Source organism: Methanosarcina sp. A14 (genome assembly GCF_001729375.1).
GTDB classification, from domain to species: Archaea; Halobacteriota; Methanosarcinia; order Methanosarcinales; family Methanosarcinaceae; genus Methanosarcina; species Methanosarcina barkeri.
Map to the genome: position 1 here is coordinate 1 of NZ_LZPK01000361.1, position 21,467 is coordinate 21,467.

Consider the following 21,467-nt stretch of genomic DNA (forward strand, 5'->3'; position numbering starts at 1 on the left):
TTATTTCTATTTTTTAGGCTTTATTTCTACTTTTTATTCTTTAATGAGGTTTGGATGAAAAATTAGTGATTTTTTATGAAAACAATTAATTACCCTCATTTCCAAGAAAAGGTAATAACTTTTCAGCTCGATAACAATTAAATAGGACCCCAGTAACATGACTCCTATGACTTCTGCAAAACCTGCCCAAAATGCCACTCCTCATCTTCCTGAGGACTTTGATTCTCGAATTTCGGGAGTACTCCCTTACTACTCCTGCTTTCATCAGGAAACTATCAATTTCATCAAGTCCATGCCATCAATCCCAAAAATTTGGCTAGATACCGGATGCGGAACAGGATCTCTGGTTAATAAAGCAATTGAGGAATTTCCGACTACAAAGTTTCTTTTACTTGATCCCTCAGAAGGTATGCTGAATCAGGCAAGGAAAAAACTATCATCCTGCCCTGCTGACCGGCTGGAACTCCTGAAAGCTTCTTCTACTCAGGAATTCTCTCAGGATTTGGAGGAAAAACCGGACATTATAACTGCGATACAGTGCCATCACTATCTTAGCCGTGAAGAAAGGGTCAAGGCCACTGGTATGTGTTATAATCTTCTAAAAGAAGGCGGAGTTTATATTACATTTGAAAATATCAGACCGCTAACAGAAGAAGGAATTCTTGCAGGGAAAAGGTACTGGCGCAATTTTCAGTTAGCCCATGGCAGAACTGATGAAGAAATAAAGGAGCATCTGAAGCGTTTTGATACAGAATATTTTCCAATAACTGTTGAAGAACACCTTGAACTCTTAAGGGAAGCAGGCTTCAGAACCGTGGAATTATTCTGGTACTCTTATATGCAGGCTGGTTTTTATTGCATCAAATAATCGTTTTTCGAGTTTTTATTCTATCCTTATTCTTTCTTATTTTTCTACTACAGGATTAAAATTACACCAATTAGCTTATGAACTCTATCTTTCTGACAACAAGAAAATTTTTTTATTAATGAAATGATATTAATACTGATTCTACATCTGTTTTTGTGACGAAAAAGGAATCTAAAAAACGGTCTTTATAAATATCTTTGGATGGTAACTGTTTATGGAAGATTTAATAATTTATTTACTGATTGGTGCTGTAGCAGGTATTTTAAGTGGACTCTTTGGGATTGGTGGTGGGGTTATAATTATTCCTGCACTAGTTGTTTTACAGGGATTTTCTCAAATAAAAGCCCAGGGAACTTCTCTAGTCGCACTGCTTCCACCTGTTGGCATACTTGCTTTTCTTGAATACTATAAAAGGGGAAACACCGATTTATATGCGGGTATAATCATTTGTATTGCTATGGTTATTGGTGCTAAATTCGGAGCACAATTCGCAAATACGCTCCCAATGGATGTGCTAAGAAAGGCTTTTGGTATATTTGTTATTCTAATAGGAATAAAGACCTTTTTGGGAAAATAAGAATTCTACCTAAGAATATCAGTAGTTATTCAGTCTATCAATATTTAGTCTATTGATTTTGATTTCAACGTAAATCCGAAAAATAAACTAAAGGTCTGAGTAAAAAACCCGAGGTTTGAATAAAGGATTAGGGGGGTAAAATTAATGCTTTCAGAATCTTTCAGAATTTATCTAAATTACTGAAGCTTTGTAGCCCCTGAATTCCTTAAAAAGAAATGGAATTAGTACGAAGAATATTTTTTCTTCGCAGTTCGTGTATCTCTTGTATAACTTTTGCTGTTCGTATTGCGAGAGCCATTCCAGGAATCATTTCGCGAATAATTCCGAGATCCATTGCGAGTGCCACCGCGATAGTCATCCGAACTCTTTGAGCTTCTTTTCTTTGATTTCTGGGCAAGCTCTATAAAGGGCTTTCGCCCTCTCTTTTTGTCTTTGAAAATTTCAAGCAGGGCTGAAGCCTGAGCAAAAGGTACGGTTACGAAGGAGAAGTGCGGGAAAATTTCTGCATCTCTGACTTTCAGGTCGTGTTCTCCGGTTTCTTCCTGTATAAACTCGCACAGCTTCTCAGGGGTCATGCCGTCAGCTTTTCCCATTGCGATGAAAAGCCTGGTTTTGCCTTTCCGGTCGACATATGAACTTCCAGAGATCTCTGTGTACATGCTTTCGTCGAACATCTCTTTGAAAGAATACTTCAGGAGGGCAGCCAGGATTTTCTCGGCCGGGTATTCTTCAAGGAGTTTTTCACTCATCTCAAGGCAGTCGCCGTAGTCTTCAGTTTTTATAGTCTCTTCAAGTTCGGTTTTTACTCTTGCCCTTTTGGCTTTTATTACATCTTTTATCTCGGGAATTCTGCCTCTTTTCATTTCGGACTTTGAGGTCTTTTTTATGTAAGTGAGCCGCCTGTATTCCGTGGATGTAACGAAAGTAATTGCAGTTCCCTGCTTTCCTGCCCGGCCGGTTCTTCCGATCCTGTGTACGTAGGACTCAGGGTCTTGCGGAAGGGAATAGTTAATTACATGGGTCAGGTCCATGATATCGATACCTCGAGCTGCAACGTCGGTTGCTACGAGGATATTTATCTTTTGTTTTCTGAACCTGTTCAGTATCTTTTCCCTTTCACGCTGGGAAAGATCGCCGTGCAGTGCATCGGCTGCATATCCCCTGTCTCCAAGCTTCTGGGCAAGTTGCGCGGTATCGGTTTTTGTTCTGCAGAACACAAGCCCGTAGAATTCGTCTTCAATATCGATAATCCTGCACAGGGCTTCAAATTTGTCGCTTTCCTTGACTTCAAAATAAATCTGCTCAGTTAGGTTTACATCAAGATCTTCTTTCTTAATTGCAACATGTTCATAGTTCTTCATGTGTTTCTTGATGATGCCAAGGATAGGCTTTGGCATTGTAGCTGAAAAGAAAAGCATTCTCTTATCAGGCCCGGTTGCCTTTAATATTTCCTTAATATCATCAATAAAGCCCATATTGAGCATTTCATCAGCTTCGTCCAGTACGAAATACGCGATGTCCTTAAGGTTCAAACTCTTTCGCTCAAGGTGATCGATGACTCTTCCTGGAGTTCCCACGACAATATCAACTCCGCTTTTCAGCATTCTGAGTTGCTGGGTCATGGACTGTCCCCCATAAATCGGGACAATATGTAGCTTTTTGTCTCCTTTCAGAGAGTTAAGTTCTTCTGAGACCTGGATTGCTAATTCTCGAGTCGGGGTCAGGACTATCGCCTGTACCTTTCCTGATTTCTCCGGAATTTTTTCTATAATGGGGGCTCCGAAAGCCGTTGTTTTCCCGGTTCCGGTCTGAGCCTGCCCTATAATATCACATTCTCCTTTCATAAAAAGCGGGATGACTTTTTCCTGAATTGGGGTTGGTTCTTCAAACCCTTTCTTTTTAAGGGCTTTTAACATACTGTCTGAAAGCCCCAATGCCTTAAATTTTGCTAATTTTTCCATGTACTCACTCTAATATTAACATTTTTTTACAGATCGCTCAATTTGCAGGTCTGCTGCTTACATACTCTGCCGCATACCCGTCAGTATCCTTTGCGGAAGAGGCCATTTATTGAAACCAGTACATGATACCAGCTAAAAACAGGTAAACACGCTGTATAAATGGTTAATATTCCCCGGGAATGCGAGAAGATGCCTAAGGACCAGGGAAATTCACAACCGAGATACATAAAACTTATACAGCAAAAATTCGATTTTCTTGGATAAGTTCCGGACGCTTTTTTGAGTTATTCCCTGTGATACAGGCAGACGGAATTATTAATTGAATAATATTAGGTTAGATAACCTTTAACTTGAATAGCTACCCTGTTACCCATTCCTGTATATAACCCTTTGCAACCCTCCTAATGAGGTTTTTAATAATAAAGCTTTCTATCCTCCCGAAAAGCCCCCTGAGCCAGATGCTATCGATTTTTGGGAAAACCGTTTATAGGTAGACAATTACATACAGGTCTAATTAGTGATTAATACACAGGTATAAGCAGTTATTGGTGGAAGTAGTGATTAATACACAGATCTAAGCAGTGATTGGTGAAAGTAGTGATTAATACACAGATCTAAGCAGTGATTGGTATAGCAGTGATTAATACAGCTTATGTATTGATTACAAGACTGGGAAAATGTTCAGATACCGCTTGTTCAGTAATACCAGCCGTGAAAACAAAGCTCATCAGTTAACATTTCTTTAAGAAGGCTCATCCGCTCGATCGAGTTCCTGATCTGTTCGGGCTTATCCAGTACTTCTTCACACCCGGTTTCTTCTTGTATTGTTGTGATCCTCAGAAGCTCGGCAAAATTAACACACTCGTCCAGAAAGCTGTTGAACAACTTGCGGGCTTTTAGAAGGCCTTCCGAAGTCCTGAAATCGGGCTGAACAGTTTTTTCATACTCTGCTCTCTGCTTCATTTCTGAGACCAGGAAACGTGACTCAACATAATCCCTTGAATTCAGAAGATCCCCAAGGTTCCTGAGATCAGTCCCTATATGCTGAGTAAAGTAAGCAATCTCAAAAGCCCATTGTTTATCAAAATTAGTTTCCGGCCCTGTATTGGAAAAAGGAATTTTACTCGTCAGCCAGCTCATCTCCGGTTCATTTTTGCCTTTTTTTCATTATTAACATGTAAGAGGAAAGAATAAAAGTTTAACTAAATTCTCTGGAATGCTTAACTAAATTCTCTGGCTTTATAATATATTTTCTGGATTTTTCTTAAGAAGTAAAACACGGAGCATATTTTTTTAAATTCTCATTTGACCGAATGTATTCACACTTACCGTAGTTTGTCTCATCCGTTAGTTATTTTTCCTCATTTAAAATAGAAGTCAAGAGAATACAGAAGTCAAGAGAATACAGAAGTCAAGAGAATACAGAAGTCAAGAGAAAAATGCTTTTCTGCCTGAATGGCTTTTGGGAAATCCACTAAGGGATTTCCTTAACTGCCAAATTTCGACCGGAGAACATTCAGTATTGTTTTTCAAGTAAAAATTTAAAAAATTAAAAAGCAGTATCAAAAAGGAATTAATTTAAAAATTAATTCTTATTTTGAAGGTGCTGCTTTTGGAGCTTTTGGCTTGTCTACTATTGGAACTGCTATCTTAATAAATTCCTTAGCACCAGTCTTTGCTCTTTCGTTGGAGACTGATAGGCAACCTTTTGGGCAGCCCTTAACGCATTCAGTGCACATAATGCATCTAAATACATTGAGTTCCCATGTTTTATTGGCCTTAGTAACTGTTATTGCGTCAGGTGGACATTTCTTTTGACATAGCCCGCAGAGAATACAGTTTTCAGGGTTAAAAACAATTCTTCCTTTGAACTCCTTAAAAGGTTCCCTTATCTCGAAGGGGTAAAGTCTGGTAGCAGGTTTACGAGAAATATTTGTTAGTACAAGGTTTAACATACCCATCATATCACCCTCTTCTTCATCTTTCAGTGCAGCTAACGCAGGGATCTATAGTAAGTACAACTATAGGCACATCAGCGAGTTTGACGCCCGGTAACATAAGTAACAGTGAAGGTATGTTTGCAAAGGTAGGTGTCCTTACTTTAAGTCTTTCCAGTTTTTTGGTACCATTACCTTTCACATAGTATACAACTTCACCTCTGGGCTGCTCTGTTCTCATAATCGCTTCTCCAGTAGGGAAGCCTTTAATACGTGTTTCAATCTCACCATCAGGCATCTTGGAGATTGCATTTCTTATAATAGTCAGAGAATTTAATAGCTCAGTGATTCTTACTTTAGTTCTGGCGTAACAATCTCCATCCTTTTCAACAGCCGTTTTAAAACCGAGATCCTTATAAATATCCCAGTCTGCTGTCTCCCGCACGTCGATAGCGTTCCCACTTCCTCTAAGTGTAGGGCCAGCTGTTCCAGCTTCGTATGCGACTTGCTTTGACATTGTGGCTAATCCCACAAGTCTTTGCTTAACTGTGTAATTGTTTACGAAAACTTTTTCAACATTTTTGATTTCAGGTTCCAGCGAATCACACATTTTCAAAAGCATATCAATATGTTCTTTAGTCAGATCTTTGGTAACTCCTCCGACTTTGGATATTGAATGTATGACTCTGTTTCCGCAGATTCTTTCCGCTACATCCAGTACTTCTTCTCTGTACTTCCAGCATTCGTAAAAGAGGCTTTCAAACCCAAAACCATCGGCAAACAGGCCAAGCCAGAGGAGGTGACTGTGAAGTCTATTCAGTTCACCAACTATTACTCTTATATACTGTGCTCTTTCAGGGATTTCAGTGTCAAATAATTTTTCGACTGCCCGTGTATAAGTTATACCATGGAGAGCACTGCATATTCCGCATATCCTCTCACAAACATAAGTGGTTTGGTTAAAGTCCTTTGTGTTTATAAATGTTTCAAGCCCTCTGTGAACGTAGCCCAATGATGGAAGTACTCCAACAACAACATCGTTGTCAATTTCAAGTTTTAATGACACTGGTTCAGGTAAAACGGGATGCTGAGGACCAAATGGTATTATGGTTGTCATGTGATTCTCCTCTCAAATTGCTTTAGGCTAAGGGAGCTTTTGGACTGTTTGGTGTCAGGTAAAGGTGACCCTTATAATCTATTGCTAAACCTTCGAAAGTCAATCCGAAAAGATCCTGGTACTCGTTCTCGATCAAAAGAGCACATAAATAAATGCCTGACATGCTCTTGGGTTTCTCACCTGGTTTTACAAAGTACCTTAGATTCTTTAATTTGTTATCTTTCTCAAAGATATATATCAATTCATGGCCTTCGTCAGCTTTCAGGCATATCATCGTAGAATATCGATAGCCATCGCTTTTTAAACCTTCAACAGTTTTTAGCAGTTCGTCACTGCTTTTTATTTCTGTTATATTTTGAATCACATTATCAAGCATTTGATGGCACCTCGTTTCCTTTCAATTTTACTTCTTTTCCTTTGATGTTCCCTTTCTTCTTATTTTCAAGTATTGAAAGTGCTGCTACTACTCCGTCAAGTATGGCTTCAGGTCTTGGGCAACATCCAGGAACATATGCATCTACTGGTATGACCTGATCCACGCCACCTACCACATTGTAGCAATCATGGAATATCCCACCTGTAGATGCACAGGCACCTACAGCTAAAACTACTTTTGGATCAGGAATCTGGTTATAAAGGTTTTTAAGCACATTTACATTCTTATAATTCACTGAGCCTGTAACCACCATTATATCAGCTTGCTTGGGAGTACCAATGTTTATAACGCCAAATCTTTCAGCATCATATAGGGGAGTAAGACAGGCCACTACTTCAATATCACAACCGTTGCAACTGTTACAGTTAACATGTATAATCCATGGGGATTTTGCCAAACTCATAAGTGTCCCTCTTTTTAAATTAATTTGACTCCACTAACGTACAGGAATGCTATGTTCACAAGCGAAATTACTAGCAGGATTGTCCAACTCAGTTTGAGCATCCACTGCCAGTACACTCTTGCAGTAATGTTATCTATAACAATTACAAGCAAGTAAGCAATGATACCTATAAGCACACCTATTACTGGGGCTGATGCCCAGAATAAGAATATGAGTCCAGTTAAGAACACGTATTCATAAAAGTGTGCGATCTCAATGGTGGCAAATCCTGGCCCTCCATATTCAGTCGTCATACCTTTAATCAGTTCCTGATGACCATGGTGAGAGGTTGAGTAGTCAAAGGGTGATTTTTTCAATTTTATATTCAAAACAACTATCATTGCTATGAATATAAGAGGCGTATACATTAGCAGAGGGGATGATGCATCTAACAGAGCTGATAACTTGAAAGTGCCGGTAAGCAAGTAGATTGCAAGAGCATATAAAATTAAAACTGGTTCATAGGACAGTATAGCCATTATTTCCCTTGAACTTCCTATTCTAGCATACGGAGAACCGGTGCTCATTCCTCCTACAACTAGAGCTACCGAAGCTACTGTGTAGACGAATATTATCATCAAGAAGTCTTGTTTGAAAACTAACATCAAAAGGCTCAAAATGATAAAGGCGAGGTACACAATTACGTAAAAGTTTTGAGATGGATTTACAACTATGTTGTCTTTGCTAAGGAGCTTCCTAACATCATAGTATGGCTGCAAAAGAGGAGGACCTACTCTACCCTGCAATCTTGCAGTGAGTTTCCTGTCTATTCCTGAGGCTAAACAGCCGAGGATAGGAGCACCAATTAAGACAAGAATAATTGTTAGAATATCATTCATAATCCTACTCCTCCTGCTAATGCAATTACAATCAGAATTATGGAAATTGCATATCCAAATGTTGTAAGTTTACTTTCTCCAAAAATATTCTGAAGATAGATGTTGGAGACACTGCATTTTTCGTAATCGCAAACTCCATTTCTGAACATTAACCCGTCTTTTTCAAGGTTGTTTTCCCCGCACATATAGAAGTTAACTTTACGAGTTGTGGTGTTCTTGGTAGCGAGGTAGATCAGAATAGCCAGAGCGAGCACTACGAATACTGCTGCATAATCAAATGCTCCTATTTCAGAGGTAAATTGTCCAACTGGTCCTGTAATATTAGGAACATTTCCTAGTAGAATTTCGACCTGAGGTCCGACGAAGTAGTTGTATATTGAAAATATAAAGATACTTGTACCTATAATGGATAACGCAAGAACCGATAGTGGGAAATATGTTTCCAGTTTTTTATGGGGAACTGCGTTTTTATCCATGCTGGATGATAAGATTGTTCCAAGCCATTTAGAGTAATAAACTGTGGTGAGTGCACTTCCAAGTACTATGAATATTATCACAACAGGGTTGTTTGAAGCAGCTTCCATTGATACCCATTTTGTAAGCAATACTCCGAAAGGAGGTAATAGCATGGATATCATTCCCAGAGCTGCAATGGAGGTGAGAAGAGGAGCCTTCTTTATTAATCCTGACATGTCCTCTATATCTCTGCTTCCTATGGTGTGCTCAATTTCACCTGTGCACAGGAATAAGAGACCTTTTGATATAGCGTGGAACAGAATAAGCATCATCGAAGCAGCTACAGCCAGAGGTGTGCCTATCCCGGCGCTTGCGATAATTAATCCTAGATTTGCAATAGTTGAATAAGCAAGCACTCTTTTGGCGTTTCTTTGAGATAAGGCTAAAGCTGAGCAGATAACGAAGGTGAAGCTACCGTAAACTGCAATAGCTGTTCCGAGGGATGTATTAGCAAAAGCTGGTACAAGCTTGACAATTAACAACACACCAGCATTTACCATCGTGCTTGAGTGCAGTAAAGCAGAAACAGGAGTTGGAGCTACCATTGCACCCAAGAGCCAGCTATGGAAGGGCATCTGAGCAGATTTCGCAAAGCCTCCAATACAGAGTAAAGCAACAGGAAGGGCTAAAGCGGCCAGCGCTACTGCATCAGTTCCAGCGTAAGTTGCAATCCCAGTAAGGGAATTTATATCATATTTAGTTGCAAGCAGAATTATGCCTATGGACATAGCAACTCCGCCGACAAGGTTTAAGGACAGAGCCCTGAAACCGTTGTTTATTCCTTCTTCATCCATGTTATATGAGATCAACACGAATGAACACAGAGTTGTTAGTTCCCAGAAAAGATACAGCCATCCTAGTGTGTCAGACATTACCAGACCATTCATGGCTGCCAGGAAGAAGCTCATTGTAAAGTAAAATGTCCTTTGTCTATTAAGATGCCTGTGCTCTTCATACTGATCCATGTATCCAGTTGCGAATAAAATAATCGCAGTACCGACTATATTCACAATCAATATCATGAGCTGAGACAGTTGATCAATATTAAAAGAAGCACTTTCAGCACCTGGAACATTGGCATAAGTGTAAGCAAATAAGGCTGCTGAAATTATTCCAAGTCCAAGTGTAGGCCAGTTTTTATATTTTGCTGACACAGCAAGAATATATAGTATTACCAGTACTTCGAGTACAAGGACAATGTTTTCATACATTGCAAAATTTGGTCCCTCAACCGGGACTACTCCAGTACCACCTAATACTAAACTAACGGATAAAGCTATTCCAATTATGAAAAAAGCCCAAGCCAGATACTTGTATAGCGATTTGGGAAGGGCTATAAATAATAACGAAAACAGTAGGGGTACTATAATTAATAGCATAACGGTGTTTTCTATCATACAGCGTATCCTCCGATCTATTAATCCTCCGATCTGTTATTCTCAACTTATAATGCTGGAACTTATGCAGCTGAAAAATAGAATCCAATATTTTGGACGTTTTTATAACCTATTTTCTATATACTCGAATAACTTAATATATTGATTTCCCAGTCCAACTGCGCAATTCCTGAGTATATAAGAATATGGACTAATATTCCACAAATATTATAGTATTCTTATATCAAAATTACAAGAAATAATAATATGCGAATAACATCGATATAAATTCGACATGTTGCCAATTCTTATTATTACAAAGGCATATTTAAAGATAGTGATTTTCTTTTTACTTTTATATTACTAACGAGAATAATGGACAAAATAGCCCCCAAATATTGTTTTTTTCTTGTTTACATCCTCGTTATAAATATTACTGAGTGTCAATAGATACTACCAAATAATCCCAGTACTACTTAAGTAGTATAAATTAGCATGAACAAAGCTATATTTAAACATACTGATTTTAATTTACTTTTGTATTGCTCCTGAGACTCATTTATTGAGTAACCTGTGAAAATCACAGTTTTAAATTAAAACATCAAAATAAACGACAAATAATAATATCAAATTATTACAATAATTTATATAACAAGGTGATATTTAAAGAAAGTGATTTTATCTTTATATTTATATTAATCTTGATATCTCTAATATATTAATTTTCTTATAATTCTTATAATAGTTGGAATATGTTTTTTAAATGAATTGCATTATATACGGAAAGAGATTATTGCACTGTAATAAAAGGGATAATTGCACTGTAATATAAGGGATAATTGCACTGTAATATAAGGGATAATTGTACTGTAGTATAGGTACAATTATACTACGAATATAGAGAAGAACTTGATAGCTTATTTCAGAAATGCTTCTTAATTAAAAAATAAAGTAAAAAGATAGGAAGAAAGGAGCTTATATTGGTTATAGCAGTATATTGAATAGATATCCTGTGAGAATTATCGAAACTGCCACGATTGAGACAAAGATTGCTATTAGCTCTTTTTTCAGCACCTTTTTAAGAATAACCATTTCAGGCAGTGAAACAGCTGTAACGGACATGAGAAACGCAAGAGAAGTTCCTATGGGAAGACCTTTCCCAATCAGGCTTTCTACGATAGGAATCATTGCCATAACATTTGAGTACAGCGGAACTCCAATCAGAACGGCAATCGGCACTGCAAGCAGGTTATCCTTGCCTGCATATTTCTCTAAAATTCCCTCAGGTGCATATCCGTGGAAAATACCTCCTATGCTAACGCCTATAATTACATAGATCCATACTCTTCCCACGATGTCTTTTACGTTTTCAAAGGCAGTATTTACTCGTTCTTTTACTGTTAACTCTTCGGGGTTTGCAGTCTGCTGTCCCACTTTTATCTTATAAACAAAATCCTCTACGTATCTCTCCAGCTTAAGGAAGCCAATTAGAATACCTCCAAGAACTCCCAGTATAATTCCTGATACTATATAGATTAATGTTGCTTTAAGGCCGAGCGTTGCCCAGAGAGCAGCAACTGCAGCTTCATTTACAAGAGGTGAGGTTATCAAGAATGAAAAAGTAATTCCAAGAGGTATGCCTGCCTCTACAAACCCAATGAAAATCGGAACGGATGAACACGAGCAAAAAGGAGTTACTGTCCCGAGAAGAGATGCAAGAATGTGATATTTAATCCCTTTTTTATTTCCAAGTACTCTACGGGTTCTTTCCGGAGTAATATAGGTCCTGAGGTAAGAAATGAAAAAAATCATCATTGCAAGCAGCAAGAAAATTTTCATCACATCGTAAATAATGAAGTTAACACTTGCTGCAAGGTGCGTATCGGGTGCAATCCCGAAAACCTCGTATGTCAATTTGTCTGCAATCCATTGAAGAGGGTAAAATATATCGACCATTTTGAGTTCCTTCTTCCAGTTATTCACACTTTTTTTGTGATTCTCATATTATGCTATATTATATCAATATATATTTATATGATTATTACAAAATATAAATTTGTCGCTCTAAGTAAATATTTATAATAATACCTGAATTAGAGTGAAATTAGATTGAGACATTGTCACACCGAGAGATATTGTCACACCGACGTTCAATACTGGTACGAAAACAATAATTTAAAGCTCAAACGTTAAATTTAAAGCTCAAACGTTAAAAACTGAGTTGTAAATGCACTAACTGAGGGTTTCAAGTATGGTTAAATGTTCTATTTGCGGAAAGGATGAAACCTCACTTCTTAGAGCAAATCACAGGAAACTTGGCACAATAAAGCTCTGTTTTGGATGCTGGGAAGTAGAAAGCAGCAACAAGAATCTTCTTCCTTCGTGTAGCAGATGCGACTGCTGCAAGTGAGTCTATTTTCAGATATATTGCAATTTACTTTTACTTTTTTCACTCTATAATTCCCTTCAAAGCCTTGCTGGCTCTTTTCCTTGAATAAAAAGATAAATCGGCCATTAAAACCGGTTAAAATGACTAAATTAATACCAACAAGTTTTAGTGACAAAAACTCTCTATAAAATGGTTAAAAAACCCTGTAAACAAGCTGAAATTTCTCTCATCAATTTTTTTTAAAGAGCGATTTTTGTAGATTTAAAGGGAAGGACTTCAAATTAAAATATAAAAGATTAAAATGTGAGATCACTCGGATTGAAGGATTTCCATGACTTTTCCAAGAGTATCTGCTACTTCCTGGTCTTTGAGATCTTTTTCCTTGCTTTTCTTGATCCCAAGTTTGGAGATTACAATCTGTCTATCAACTTTAAACCCTGCAAGTTCAAGGGTCTTGCTGGCACAGTTTACAGGACAACCGTCAATTGCGATAATACGATCAGAAGCTTCGGCAGACTTCATAAGTCCCGGAGCTCTTGCACCGATCCCGACAGTGCACATAAGATTTCCTATGCCCTGCTTTTCGAGCTCTATTGCGATTCTGTTTGAGAGCTGGCCAACATTTGCTGCTCCTACACATGGGAAAATTGCCACATTTGCCGAGCCGCATGCACATTTTGTTTCTTCTGGCATGTTTTTCACACTGACCTTGGATTTATCTTAAAGTAACTGTATCCTGGATTTCTCTCAATGTAACTGTAATCCTGGATTTCTCCTAAAGAAACTATTATTTTAGTTTTTAGTTCCGGGCTAATGCTTCAGTCCATTTAGACAGGTTTATTTTTGATTCATTAGTCCATTTCGACAGGTTTATTTTTTGATCCATTTTTTGATATTATCGACGCTTGGAACTTTACCCGCGACTTTAACATCTCCGTCAATTACAAGAGCAGGAGTGACCATGACTCCGTATCCCAGAATTTTATCGAAATCCTCTACCTTGACAATTTCAGCATCTATACCTGTTTCCTTTACAGCTTTCTCTACCATTTCTTTTGTTTTATTGCATTTTGAACATCCTGTACCAAGTATTTCGATTTTCATCGTATTCACCTCAATATTCCTTATTTCAAACATGTTTGAAGCAACCTATATAAAATTTCCTATTTCAAAACAATTTGAATTAAACCCTGCCTGATTAGTTTTCAAATTTAATTATCCTTGCAGGCATTTTCGAATAAGAAATTAGGATAAACAGGAAAACAAAGAGAAGAGAAAGTTTAGTACATTAACAAACACACAAAAAATATTTATTATGAAAATATATTTATAGATAAGCGTTCTGCTTGAAGCCCTGTAAATTCTATTCTCATTTTGAGTGAATGTATTCTATACTGCCAACAGGGAGAGGAACATCCATGCTTCAGATATTTAAATCGACAGATTCCGGACTGACAACTCTTGACCAGGTTGAAGACGGCGCATGGATTAATCTTGTAAATCCAAACGAGCAGGAAATTCTTTTCATTTCAAAAGACCTGAATATTCCTGCTGAACATCTTAAAGCTGCACTTGATGAAGAGGAACGTTCCAGAATTGAGGTTGATGAAGGCTGTACTGTTGTATTAATAGATATACCTGTACCGAGTGCTAACTTGCAGGACGGAGGAATTTTTTATACAATTCCCCTTGGGATTATAATTACTGGCAAAAACATCGTAACGGTCTCTCTTCAGGAGAATTACGTTATTAAAAGTTTTATCGACCAGAGAATAAAATCCTTTTATACGTTCAAAAAAACACGTTTTCTTTTACAGATCCTGTATCGAAACTCAAAGTTATATCTTCAATATCTCAGGCATATCGATAAAGCAAGTGATAAAATCGAATCCAAATTGCATAAATCCCTGAAAAATAAGGAATTAATCCAGCTTCTTGAGCTGGAAAAAAGCCTTGTATATTTCTCTACATCTTTAAAAAGCAATGAAATAGTCCTTGAGAAAATCCTGAGGTCCACTCCTGTTAAGATGTATCCTGACGATACGGACCTTCTCGAAGATGTTATTGTAGAAAATAAGCAGGCGATTGAAATGGCAAATATTTATAGCAATATCCTGACCGGAACAATGGATGCGTATGCCTCGGTTATTTCCAACAATTTAAACATTGTCATGAAATTCCTGACTTCAGTAACAATCGTTCTGTCAGTCCCAACAATGGTTGCAAGCTTTTTTGGAATGAATGTTGACGTCCCTTTCGAGAATAACCCCCATGCGTTTGTGATCATTTTCATAATGACATTGTTTTTCTCGCTGATTCTAGCTATAACAATGCTAAGGAAACAACTGTTCTAAGAAAAAATTGTTCTAAGGAAACAACTATTCTAAGAAAAAATTGTTCTAAGGAAACAACTGTTCTAAGAAAAAATTGTTCTAAGAAAAGAAATATTCTGAAAAAACTATTCTGAATAACAACTATTCAAAGTAATAATAAGGGGCTGAAAAAAAAGAAAAAATAATTGGGAGGGCCCCTAACTTTTTCGTTAATTGAATAACCTGTTTTTCTCAGTGAATAGTGTCGTAGGCACATTCTCCGTGCATAGAAATATCCAGGCCTATAAGCTGTTCTTCGTCCGTAACTTTGACCGGAGTTACTGTGTTTATTAGCATCAACATAATGTAGGTAAACACAAATGCATAGACTGAAGTAGCTGCAACAACCACAACTTCTTTAATAAAAAATGCTGTGCCGCCGTAAAGCAGTCCGTCAGCTCCTACCGGGTTTATAGCCGTCGAGGCAAAGACTCCAAGTAGAATTGTGCCGGTAACGCCCCCAATTCCATGGACACCCCATACATCAAGAGCATCGTCCCATTCCATTTTGTTTTTAAGATGTACGGCAAAGTAGCAGACAACTGATCCGAGGATTCCCATTAGTGCAGCCACGGGTAAAGAAACAAGACCTGCTGCCGGAGTAATTGTTGCAAGGCCTGCAACTGCTCCTGTCATAAGCCCTACGAACTTTGGTTTTCCTTCCTTATACCATTCCATTGTCATCCAGGTTATTGCTGCAAAAGAGGCTGCAATGTCACTGTTCAAGAACGCAAGTGAAGTAATCCCATCTACATTGAGTTCGCTTCCGGCGTTAAAGCCGTACCATCCAAACCACAGAAGAGCAGTTCCGATAGCCATTAACGGAACATTGTTTGGTTTTGTTATTTTATTATACTTTCTTGAGCCTACGTAAAAGACCGAAGCAAGAGCTGCAAAGCCGGCTGTAGCATGGACAACGATTCCGCCTGCGAAATCAAGAACTCCCATCTGTGCAAGCAGACCGCCTCCCCAGACCATATGGACAAAAGGATAGTAAACAAAAAGCTGCCAGAGAACAAGGAAAATAAGATAAGCTTTAAAAGTAACCCGGTTTGCAAATGCTCCCGTAATCAGAGCCGGGGTTATAATTGCAAACATCATCTGGTAAGCCACGAATACAATTTCCGGGAACCCCATACCTTTGATTATTGTAGTCGGGGTAATTCCGTGTAAAAACATTTTGTCCAGGTTTCCTATGATTGCGCCTTCTCCTCCACTGAAGCATAGAGAATATCCGATAAAAAACCATAAAACAGTTGTTACTCCCATCGAAACAAAGCTTTGCATCATAATTCCTAAAATATTCCGCTTACAGGAAAGTCCTCCGTAGAAGAATGCCAGACCAGGAGTCATTAGCATTACAAGACTTGTCGCAAGCAGCATAAAGCCTGTAGAGCCGGTATTTAACATAATATCATCCCATCTATATTTATACAATAACTAGGAAATCTCAAAGATCTTACCTTTTTCCTAGTTTCTTGTACATATAAATTTCCATTTCAGATTACACAAAATTGAATTTTCATGTAATTCTGCGAGAAATCATGATTAAATACGGGATTTATCATCACGATTAAAGATGGGATTTATCATTGCGGAAAAGCAAGAAAACAAGTAATTCAAAACAAAAATGTATGGGATGATGACAAACTATCTGGGATGATAACAAAAGAAAACGGCAGTTTCATGTAAACACTACTCCATCCATGAAACTGAGTTTTCTTCAAAAATCATGTTTTTGAATTCATGTCTTGTTTTTGCATTCCTTTACTTTCATCTTTAGGGTCTTACTCTTGATTGTATGCTTGTATAGATTTTTTCCTAATGTTCAAGATCACGGAAAAATTAAAAAAGTACAGTAAATTTTTGCCTGTACTCACAGTCTGTACTCAAATGTTATATGCAACTTCGCCATGCTGTGTTTTGTCAAGTCCTATGTTTTCTTCACTTTCGCTGACTTTAAGCCCTATAGTCTTGTTAAGTATGAATCCAATAAGGAGAGTCCCGGCAGCTGCATAAACAATTGTGACGACAACGCCTTGAAGCTGGATTAACATTTGGCTGGAATTTCCAAGCAAGAGGCCAGTTCCTCCTACACTTGCAAATACGCCTACTAGAAGTGCACCTACTATTCCACCTACACCATGTACTCCAAAGGCATCCAGCGAGTCATCATATCCAAGTCTTTCTTTGAGTCCTACAGCGTTGTAGCATACGAAACTTGTGATCGCACCTATAGGAATTGCTGCCATTGGTGTGACAAAGCCTGCACTTGGAGTTATTGCGACAAGTCCGGCTAGAATCCCTGTTGCAAATCCCAGAGCAGTTGGATACCCTAAGTGATGCCATTCAAGGGCCATCCAGACAAATCCTGCAGCTGCTGGAGCTACAAGCGTTGTAATGAATGCAAGGGATGCAATCTCGTTTGCAGCAAGTGAAGAACCTGCGTTAAACCCGAACCATCCGAACCAGAGAAGGCCGGTTCCAAGAAGCGTCAAAGTAACATTATGTGGTTTTAGTGGATCTACTCCAAAACCGCGTCTTTTGCCAAGGTATGTCAAAATTGCAAGTGAGGAGATACCTGAAGTTATGTGCACAACTGTACCGCCTGCAAAATCAAGAGCTTCCCCAGTTAGGAACCCACCGCCCCAGACCCAGTGGCAGACAGGTGCATATACGATAAGTCCCCATAGTGCAATGAATGCAATATAAGATTTAAACTTCACACGTCCTACAATTGCACCTGAAATCAGAGCAGGTGTAATTATTGCAAACATTCCCTGAAACGCAACATATGCATAAGTCGGAATTGTGCCAGTCACTGAATATACATCTATCCCTTTCAGGAATACATGTCCAAGGCCGCCTACAAACCAGTTGCCATCTGCAAATGCAAGCGAGTAACCTATCAATACCCATTCCAGAGCCATGACGCCCATCGCAACAAATGAATGCATCATGCTGCTCAGAACGTTTTTACGCTGGACAAGCCCACCATAGAACAGTGCAAGTCCGGGAAGCATTAACAATACAAGTGCAGACGAGATTAGTACCCATACAGTGTCTGCTGCTTCAATAGCCATACTCATTCCCTCATAGAGCATCTGGTCCGGTTTCGTTTGTCCGAATCCGCATTACATTCTCTAAAGGAAGCACAAATATCTTGCCGCTTCCGATGTAACCGTCCTTGCCTTTTGCTCCGGTTTTTATGGCTTCAATAACCGATTGCAGAAACTGATCTTCCACTGCAATTTCAATCTTAACTTTTTCAAGAAGATTTGCTTCGTGTTCAGTTGCCCTGTAAATTTCTAAATGCCCCTTTTGCGCACCATAGCCGGCAACCGATGATACAGTCAGTCTATTTACTTCAAGTTTTTGAAGTTCTCGTTTGACTGCATCGAGCCTTTCCGGCCTTATCATTGCAATTATGTATTTCATCACGACCACCAATAGGTATCTTGTATCCGGTTTCTTGATATTTAAATCTGCCTATATTGCCATTGAATATTAAAGCAGTCTCATCCAAAAAAACGCTAAAGTAAATTGGGTCTTTCTCCAATTAAGGAATCTATTTTCAGTTTTTCGATTCCCTATCTTGTTACTGTATTTTAAAAATAGGAATTCTGGTTATCTGGTGTGAGTTCCTTTTCCTGTTTTCAAATATTCCTGTCAGAGAGCTTTTATTTAGTAAAAGCAAATTTAGAGATATGTTCGGAGAAATTGGAAGTGTAAAAAGCGAGGCTGATGAGACTTCTCTGCAAATTCTTTCCCTTTTCAGAGACAGTATCAGTGAAATTTGCCTGAATGAACCTGAATCCATGTCAGATTATTTCAAGCCGGAGTATTCTCATTATATCATAGTCCATACTCCCCTGAATATTCAGTTCCCTGAGAACAGGGAAGAATGGAATATGCGTTTTTGCAGGGATGTCGGAGTTTCGATTGTTGAACGTATCGTAACCGAAACTGACAGAATTTACGTAAGAGGACTTATGGCAATCAACGGATCAAAAGTCTATGCTATCCTGCCTTTTATGAAAATAGATGCAGAAAAAGCAAAGAGAGCAACGTTTCCTGAAGACCACATGGTACGCGTTCGATCAAAAGTGCTTCCTTCTGTGCTTCCTGACATAAAAGGAGAAACGATTCTCGATATCGGAAGCGGCTTTGGAAGCCTTACCATAGAGCTTGCAAGAAACAATCCTGATTCGAAGGTTTATGGAATTGATCTTCATGATTCTCTTACAGGCCAGTCGCAGATGAATGCTGATGTCCTTGGCGTGTCGAATGTGATATTCAAAACCGGAAGCGCCTATGCCCTTCCTTTTGAAGCTGGTTCAATGGATGTGGCTACCTGCTTTTTAATGCTTCACCACCTGGAAGACATTAAATTTGCTCTGTTCGAGATCAAGAGAGTGCTTAAAAATGGCGGCCTGTTGATAGCAGTTGAACCGCTTGCAGAACACCACCACCACGGGCCTCAACTCTCGGAAGCCGGATGGCAAGAGCTTTTCGAAAACGTTGGCTTCGCAGTAGAGGTTGAGAGCCAGGAAGGGGCAGCGATTATGAAAGCTGTAAAAAGAGACTAAATCTGTATAAAAAATAAATCCTATAGAGTAAGTTTAGTCACAATAACAAGTATTATGTAACTATTTAACCTATCTAAATATGTCTATTGATATTGATTCTAACGAATATAAGGTATCAGAGAAATAGTTTATGACCAATGAAAAAACACAGTCAATCGCTACCATTCCTAAAAAAGCAATTTACAGGAATTTGTCTATTGACTCTTAATAAAGATGGCTAATGATGTTGTTTTAGATAGGATAAATAGTTACAATATTAATTCAGAATAATCTCAGTATTATCTGTTATTTTTTTATCATTTATAGTCACGCCTGTAATTGTTGCAGCAAAAATCTCATTGTATCTCATTTGAGCAGTTGCATTATTTAGCCTCGTGACTATAATTAACTGATTATTTTATTCAATGCGAACATTTTTATATATTTAGTAAGGATTTCTTTGTGTTACCATGCTGCTCTTTGGACATATTGGTATTACACTTGGAATATTTTTTGTATTCTCATATATTGCACCACAGTTAAAAACTATCATAGACAAAAGGTATCTCGTTATTGGAGCTCTTCTGCCTGATTTGATAGATAAACCATTAGGACTGATTGTCTTTGCATCAACAATTTCAAATGGACGCATGATAAGCCATACATTATTATTTTCTATTACTCTCTTCCTAATAGGTTTATATTTCTATAATAAAAGAAACGATATAGTAATTATTACCCTTGCGTCAGGTTCTTTTTTCCATCTTATGGAAGATCAGATGTGGAATACTCCAAAAACCTTATTCTGGCCTCTACTTGGATGGAGTTTTCCGAAAGACGACATTTCTAATGGAATCGCATTCTTATTAATGCTATTCAAAGAATCTTTTACACTTAACTTGTCACAAGGTTTTAGTCTTGAACGCACTTTTATTCCTGAGATAATAGGAATGGCGGTAGTAGTTATTTTTACTTTAAATTGGTTAAAAAACAAGTTGAACAAAACCGTCTCTAAGGATGAGGAAATAAAAATAGAGAATGCTGAAAAACCGACTATAGAAACAACCGTGTTTTATATCATAGGTTTCCTGGTGTTTGGACTACTTTCTGTAAGAGCCATTATAGCACTGTGAGCTACCAGTGGCTAAAGCACGTTTGCTTCCTGAGTCATTCTGCCATCTAGTATCTCAACCATTTTATTATGAATCCCCTGACTAAACTCAAAATCATTTTATGCTGATGAGAAACTGTTACGTTGTGTATCATAAAATCACTTTATGCTGATGAGAAATTGTCTACGTTGTGTATCGTAATTAAGTTGCCAGAACACTAGCTAATCAATGAATCTATTGAAGGCATAAAAGGAACAAAAGAAAATGATGCAAGAGGAGAACTCATCCAAATAGCTAGTGAGAACCTTCTTGTATCATAATACGCTGGGCCTCCGTTTGTCAGGGGAATTTATCTGGTTCTGGATTTATAGATGGTCAATTTGTATCCGATTGGTATTATATATTTTAACATCATATGTTTATGGGAAAACGAGGTCCAAAACCACAATTCTTTGACGTTGCTTGTCCGAACAAAAACTGCAAGCTCTATGGTTTTACTAACCAAGGCAATATTACTGGAAATGGAACTTACATAAGTCGTGGAAAGAAAACAAGAAGATATGTTTGCCATCAATGTGGCAAAGTATTCAATGATTAACAGGTACCTTTTATCACGATCTTCGTAAAGATGAGCAAACCGTAAAGATGAGCAAACTATTGATTTATCTCTGAAAATGTCTATGAAAGGAATGAGCATTGAAGCCATTGCCGATGTTTTAGAGGTAGAATCTGCTAGTGTAAAGCGATGGTTAGCTCGTGTAGCTGAGCAATGCGATAAAGTAAATGATAGTATGATGAAAGACCTGAATGTACCCAAGATAGAAATGGACGAACAAAACGTATGTGAGTTTCTGGAAAAAGATAGTGGAAGAAAACAAAACCAAGAAAATAGGACGACTCTTGGTTTGCTAAATAGTTTGAGAATGATGAATTTTTAAAAGCTGTAGATGAATGTAT

At 38.0% G+C, this 21,467-nt stretch carries 20 protein-coding genes and 1 pseudogene; 7 read left to right on the forward strand and 14 right to left on the reverse strand.

The genetic code is table 11. The features are described from left to right. The first annotated feature begins 157 nt into the window (after nt 1-157). Together A9239_RS15775 and A9239_RS15780 are read left to right on the forward strand one after the other, a co-directional pair. Entirely contained in the window at nt 158-868 is a 711-nt protein-coding gene (locus tag A9239_RS15775; RefSeq protein WP_230668910.1) for a class I SAM-dependent methyltransferase, read from the forward strand. 214 nt (nt 869-1,082) lie between these two features. After that, a complete protein-coding gene (locus A9239_RS15780) occupies nt 1,083-1,445 on the forward strand; it encodes a sulfite exporter TauE/SafE family protein (RefSeq protein WP_048121508.1) in 363 nt (120 codons plus the stop codon). 221 nt (nt 1,446-1,666) lie between these two features. Here A9239_RS15780 and A9239_RS15785 read toward each other — a convergent pair whose 3' ends face one another. From A9239_RS15785 to A9239_RS15825, 9 genes are all read right to left on the reverse strand, one after another. Continuing rightward, entirely contained in the window at nt 1,667-3,406 is a 1,740-nt protein-coding gene (locus A9239_RS15785; protein WP_048121506.1) for a DEAD/DEAH box helicase, read from the reverse strand. 696 nt (nt 3,407-4,102) lie between these two features. Next, nucleotides 4,103-4,546, reverse strand: coding sequence for a hypothetical protein (locus A9239_RS15790; RefSeq protein WP_048121504.1), 444 nt, complete (start codon nt 4,544-4,546; stop codon nt 4,103-4,105). A 452-nt stretch (nt 4,547-4,998) separates the two neighbouring features. Continuing rightward, nucleotides 4,999-5,370: a 4Fe-4S dicluster domain-containing protein gene (locus A9239_RS15795; RefSeq protein WP_048121502.1), complete on the reverse strand. Its 372-nt coding sequence runs from the start codon at nt 5,368-5,370 to the stop codon at nt 4,999-5,001. Nucleotides 5,371-5,383: 13 nt separating this feature from the next. Beyond that, nucleotides 5,384-6,460 carry a nickel-dependent hydrogenase large subunit gene (locus tag A9239_RS15800; RefSeq protein WP_048121500.1) on the reverse strand — a complete coding sequence of 359 codons (1,077 nt, stop codon included), beginning with the start codon at nt 6,458-6,460 and terminating at the stop codon, nt 5,384-5,386. 22 nt (nt 6,461-6,482) lie between these two features. Next, nucleotides 6,483-6,836, reverse strand: coding sequence for an NADH-quinone oxidoreductase subunit C (locus A9239_RS15805; RefSeq protein WP_230628923.1), 354 nt, complete (start codon nt 6,834-6,836; stop codon nt 6,483-6,485). After that, complete coding sequence (locus tag A9239_RS15810) at nt 6,829-7,299, reverse strand: NADH-quinone oxidoreductase subunit B family protein (protein WP_048121498.1); 471 nt, start codon at nt 7,297-7,299, stop codon at nt 6,829-6,831. The genes A9239_RS15805 and A9239_RS15810 overlap by 8 nt, the downstream gene beginning before the upstream one ends. Nucleotides 7,300-7,313: 14 nt before the next feature. Next, complete coding sequence (locus A9239_RS15815; protein WP_048121497.1) at nt 7,314-8,177, reverse strand: respiratory chain complex I subunit 1 family protein; 864 nt, start codon at nt 8,175-8,177, stop codon at nt 7,314-7,316. Then, nucleotides 8,174-10,090: an NADH-quinone oxidoreductase subunit L gene (locus A9239_RS15820; protein WP_069575375.1), complete on the reverse strand. Its 1,917-nt coding sequence runs from the start codon at nt 10,088-10,090 to the stop codon at nt 8,174-8,176. The genes A9239_RS15815 and A9239_RS15820 overlap by 4 nt, the downstream gene beginning before the upstream one ends. Before the next feature lie 963 nt (nt 10,091-11,053). Beyond that, a complete protein-coding gene (locus A9239_RS15825) occupies nt 11,054-12,025 on the reverse strand; it encodes a permease (protein WP_048121493.1) in 972 nt (323 codons plus the stop codon). 295 nt (nt 12,026-12,320) lie between these two features. Here A9239_RS15825 and A9239_RS19745 point away from each other — a divergent pair, with 295 nt between their 5' ends. Beyond that, nucleotides 12,321-12,479: a hypothetical protein gene (locus A9239_RS19745; RefSeq protein WP_176722172.1), complete on the forward strand. Its 159-nt coding sequence runs from the start codon at nt 12,321-12,323 to the stop codon at nt 12,477-12,479. Nucleotides 12,480-12,767: 288 nt separating this feature from the next. Here A9239_RS19745 and A9239_RS15830 read toward each other — a convergent pair whose 3' ends face one another. Continuing rightward, entirely contained in the window at nt 12,768-13,151 is a 384-nt protein-coding gene (locus A9239_RS15830) for a putative zinc-binding protein (protein ID WP_048123508.1), read from the reverse strand. Between the two features lie 177 nt (nt 13,152-13,328). Next, nucleotides 13,329-13,562: a thioredoxin family protein gene (locus A9239_RS15835; protein WP_048123506.1), complete on the reverse strand. Its 234-nt coding sequence runs from the start codon at nt 13,560-13,562 to the stop codon at nt 13,329-13,331. A 314-nt stretch (nt 13,563-13,876) separates the two neighbouring features. On the opposite strand from A9239_RS15835, the gene A9239_RS15840 reads away from it, so the two are divergent. Further along, nucleotides 13,877-14,812 carry a magnesium transporter CorA family protein gene (locus A9239_RS15840; RefSeq protein ID WP_048121491.1) on the forward strand — a complete coding sequence of 312 codons (936 nt, stop codon included), beginning with the start codon at nt 13,877-13,879 and terminating at the stop codon, nt 14,810-14,812. A 210-nt stretch (nt 14,813-15,022) separates the two neighbouring features. Here the strand turns inward: A9239_RS15840 and A9239_RS15845 are convergent, their stop codons facing one another. From A9239_RS15845 to A9239_RS15855, 3 genes are all read right to left on the reverse strand, one after another. Beyond that, entirely contained in the window at nt 15,023-16,240 is a 1,218-nt protein-coding gene (locus tag A9239_RS15845; protein WP_048121490.1) for an ammonium transporter, read from the reverse strand. Nucleotides 16,241-16,719: 479 nt separating this feature from the next. Further along, entirely contained in the window at nt 16,720-17,913 is a 1,194-nt protein-coding gene (locus tag A9239_RS15850; RefSeq protein WP_048123504.1) for an ammonium transporter, read from the reverse strand. Nucleotides 17,914-17,923: 10 nt separating this feature from the next. Beyond that, entirely contained in the window at nt 17,924-18,268 is a 345-nt protein-coding gene (locus A9239_RS15855; protein ID WP_048121488.1) for a P-II family nitrogen regulator, read from the reverse strand. A 269-nt stretch (nt 18,269-18,537) separates the two neighbouring features. Between A9239_RS15855 and A9239_RS15860 the strand changes: the two genes are divergently transcribed. From A9239_RS15860 to A9239_RS18605, 3 genes and pseudogenes are all read left to right on the forward strand, one after another. After that, nucleotides 18,538-19,419 (forward strand): class I SAM-dependent methyltransferase, encoded by an 882-nt coding sequence (locus tag A9239_RS15860; RefSeq protein WP_048121486.1) that lies wholly within the window; start codon nt 18,538-18,540, stop codon nt 19,417-19,419. A gap of 449 nt (nt 19,420-19,868) precedes the next feature. Further along, nucleotides 19,869-20,531 (forward strand): metal-dependent hydrolase, encoded by a 663-nt coding sequence (locus A9239_RS15865; RefSeq protein WP_069575376.1) that lies wholly within the window; start codon nt 19,869-19,871, stop codon nt 20,529-20,531. A gap of 400 nt (nt 20,532-20,931) precedes the next feature. Then, nucleotides 20,932-21,343: pseudogene (locus A9239_RS18605) on the forward strand (IS1 family transposase); the annotation flags it as partial. Between the last annotated feature and the right edge of the window lie 124 nt (nt 21,344-21,467).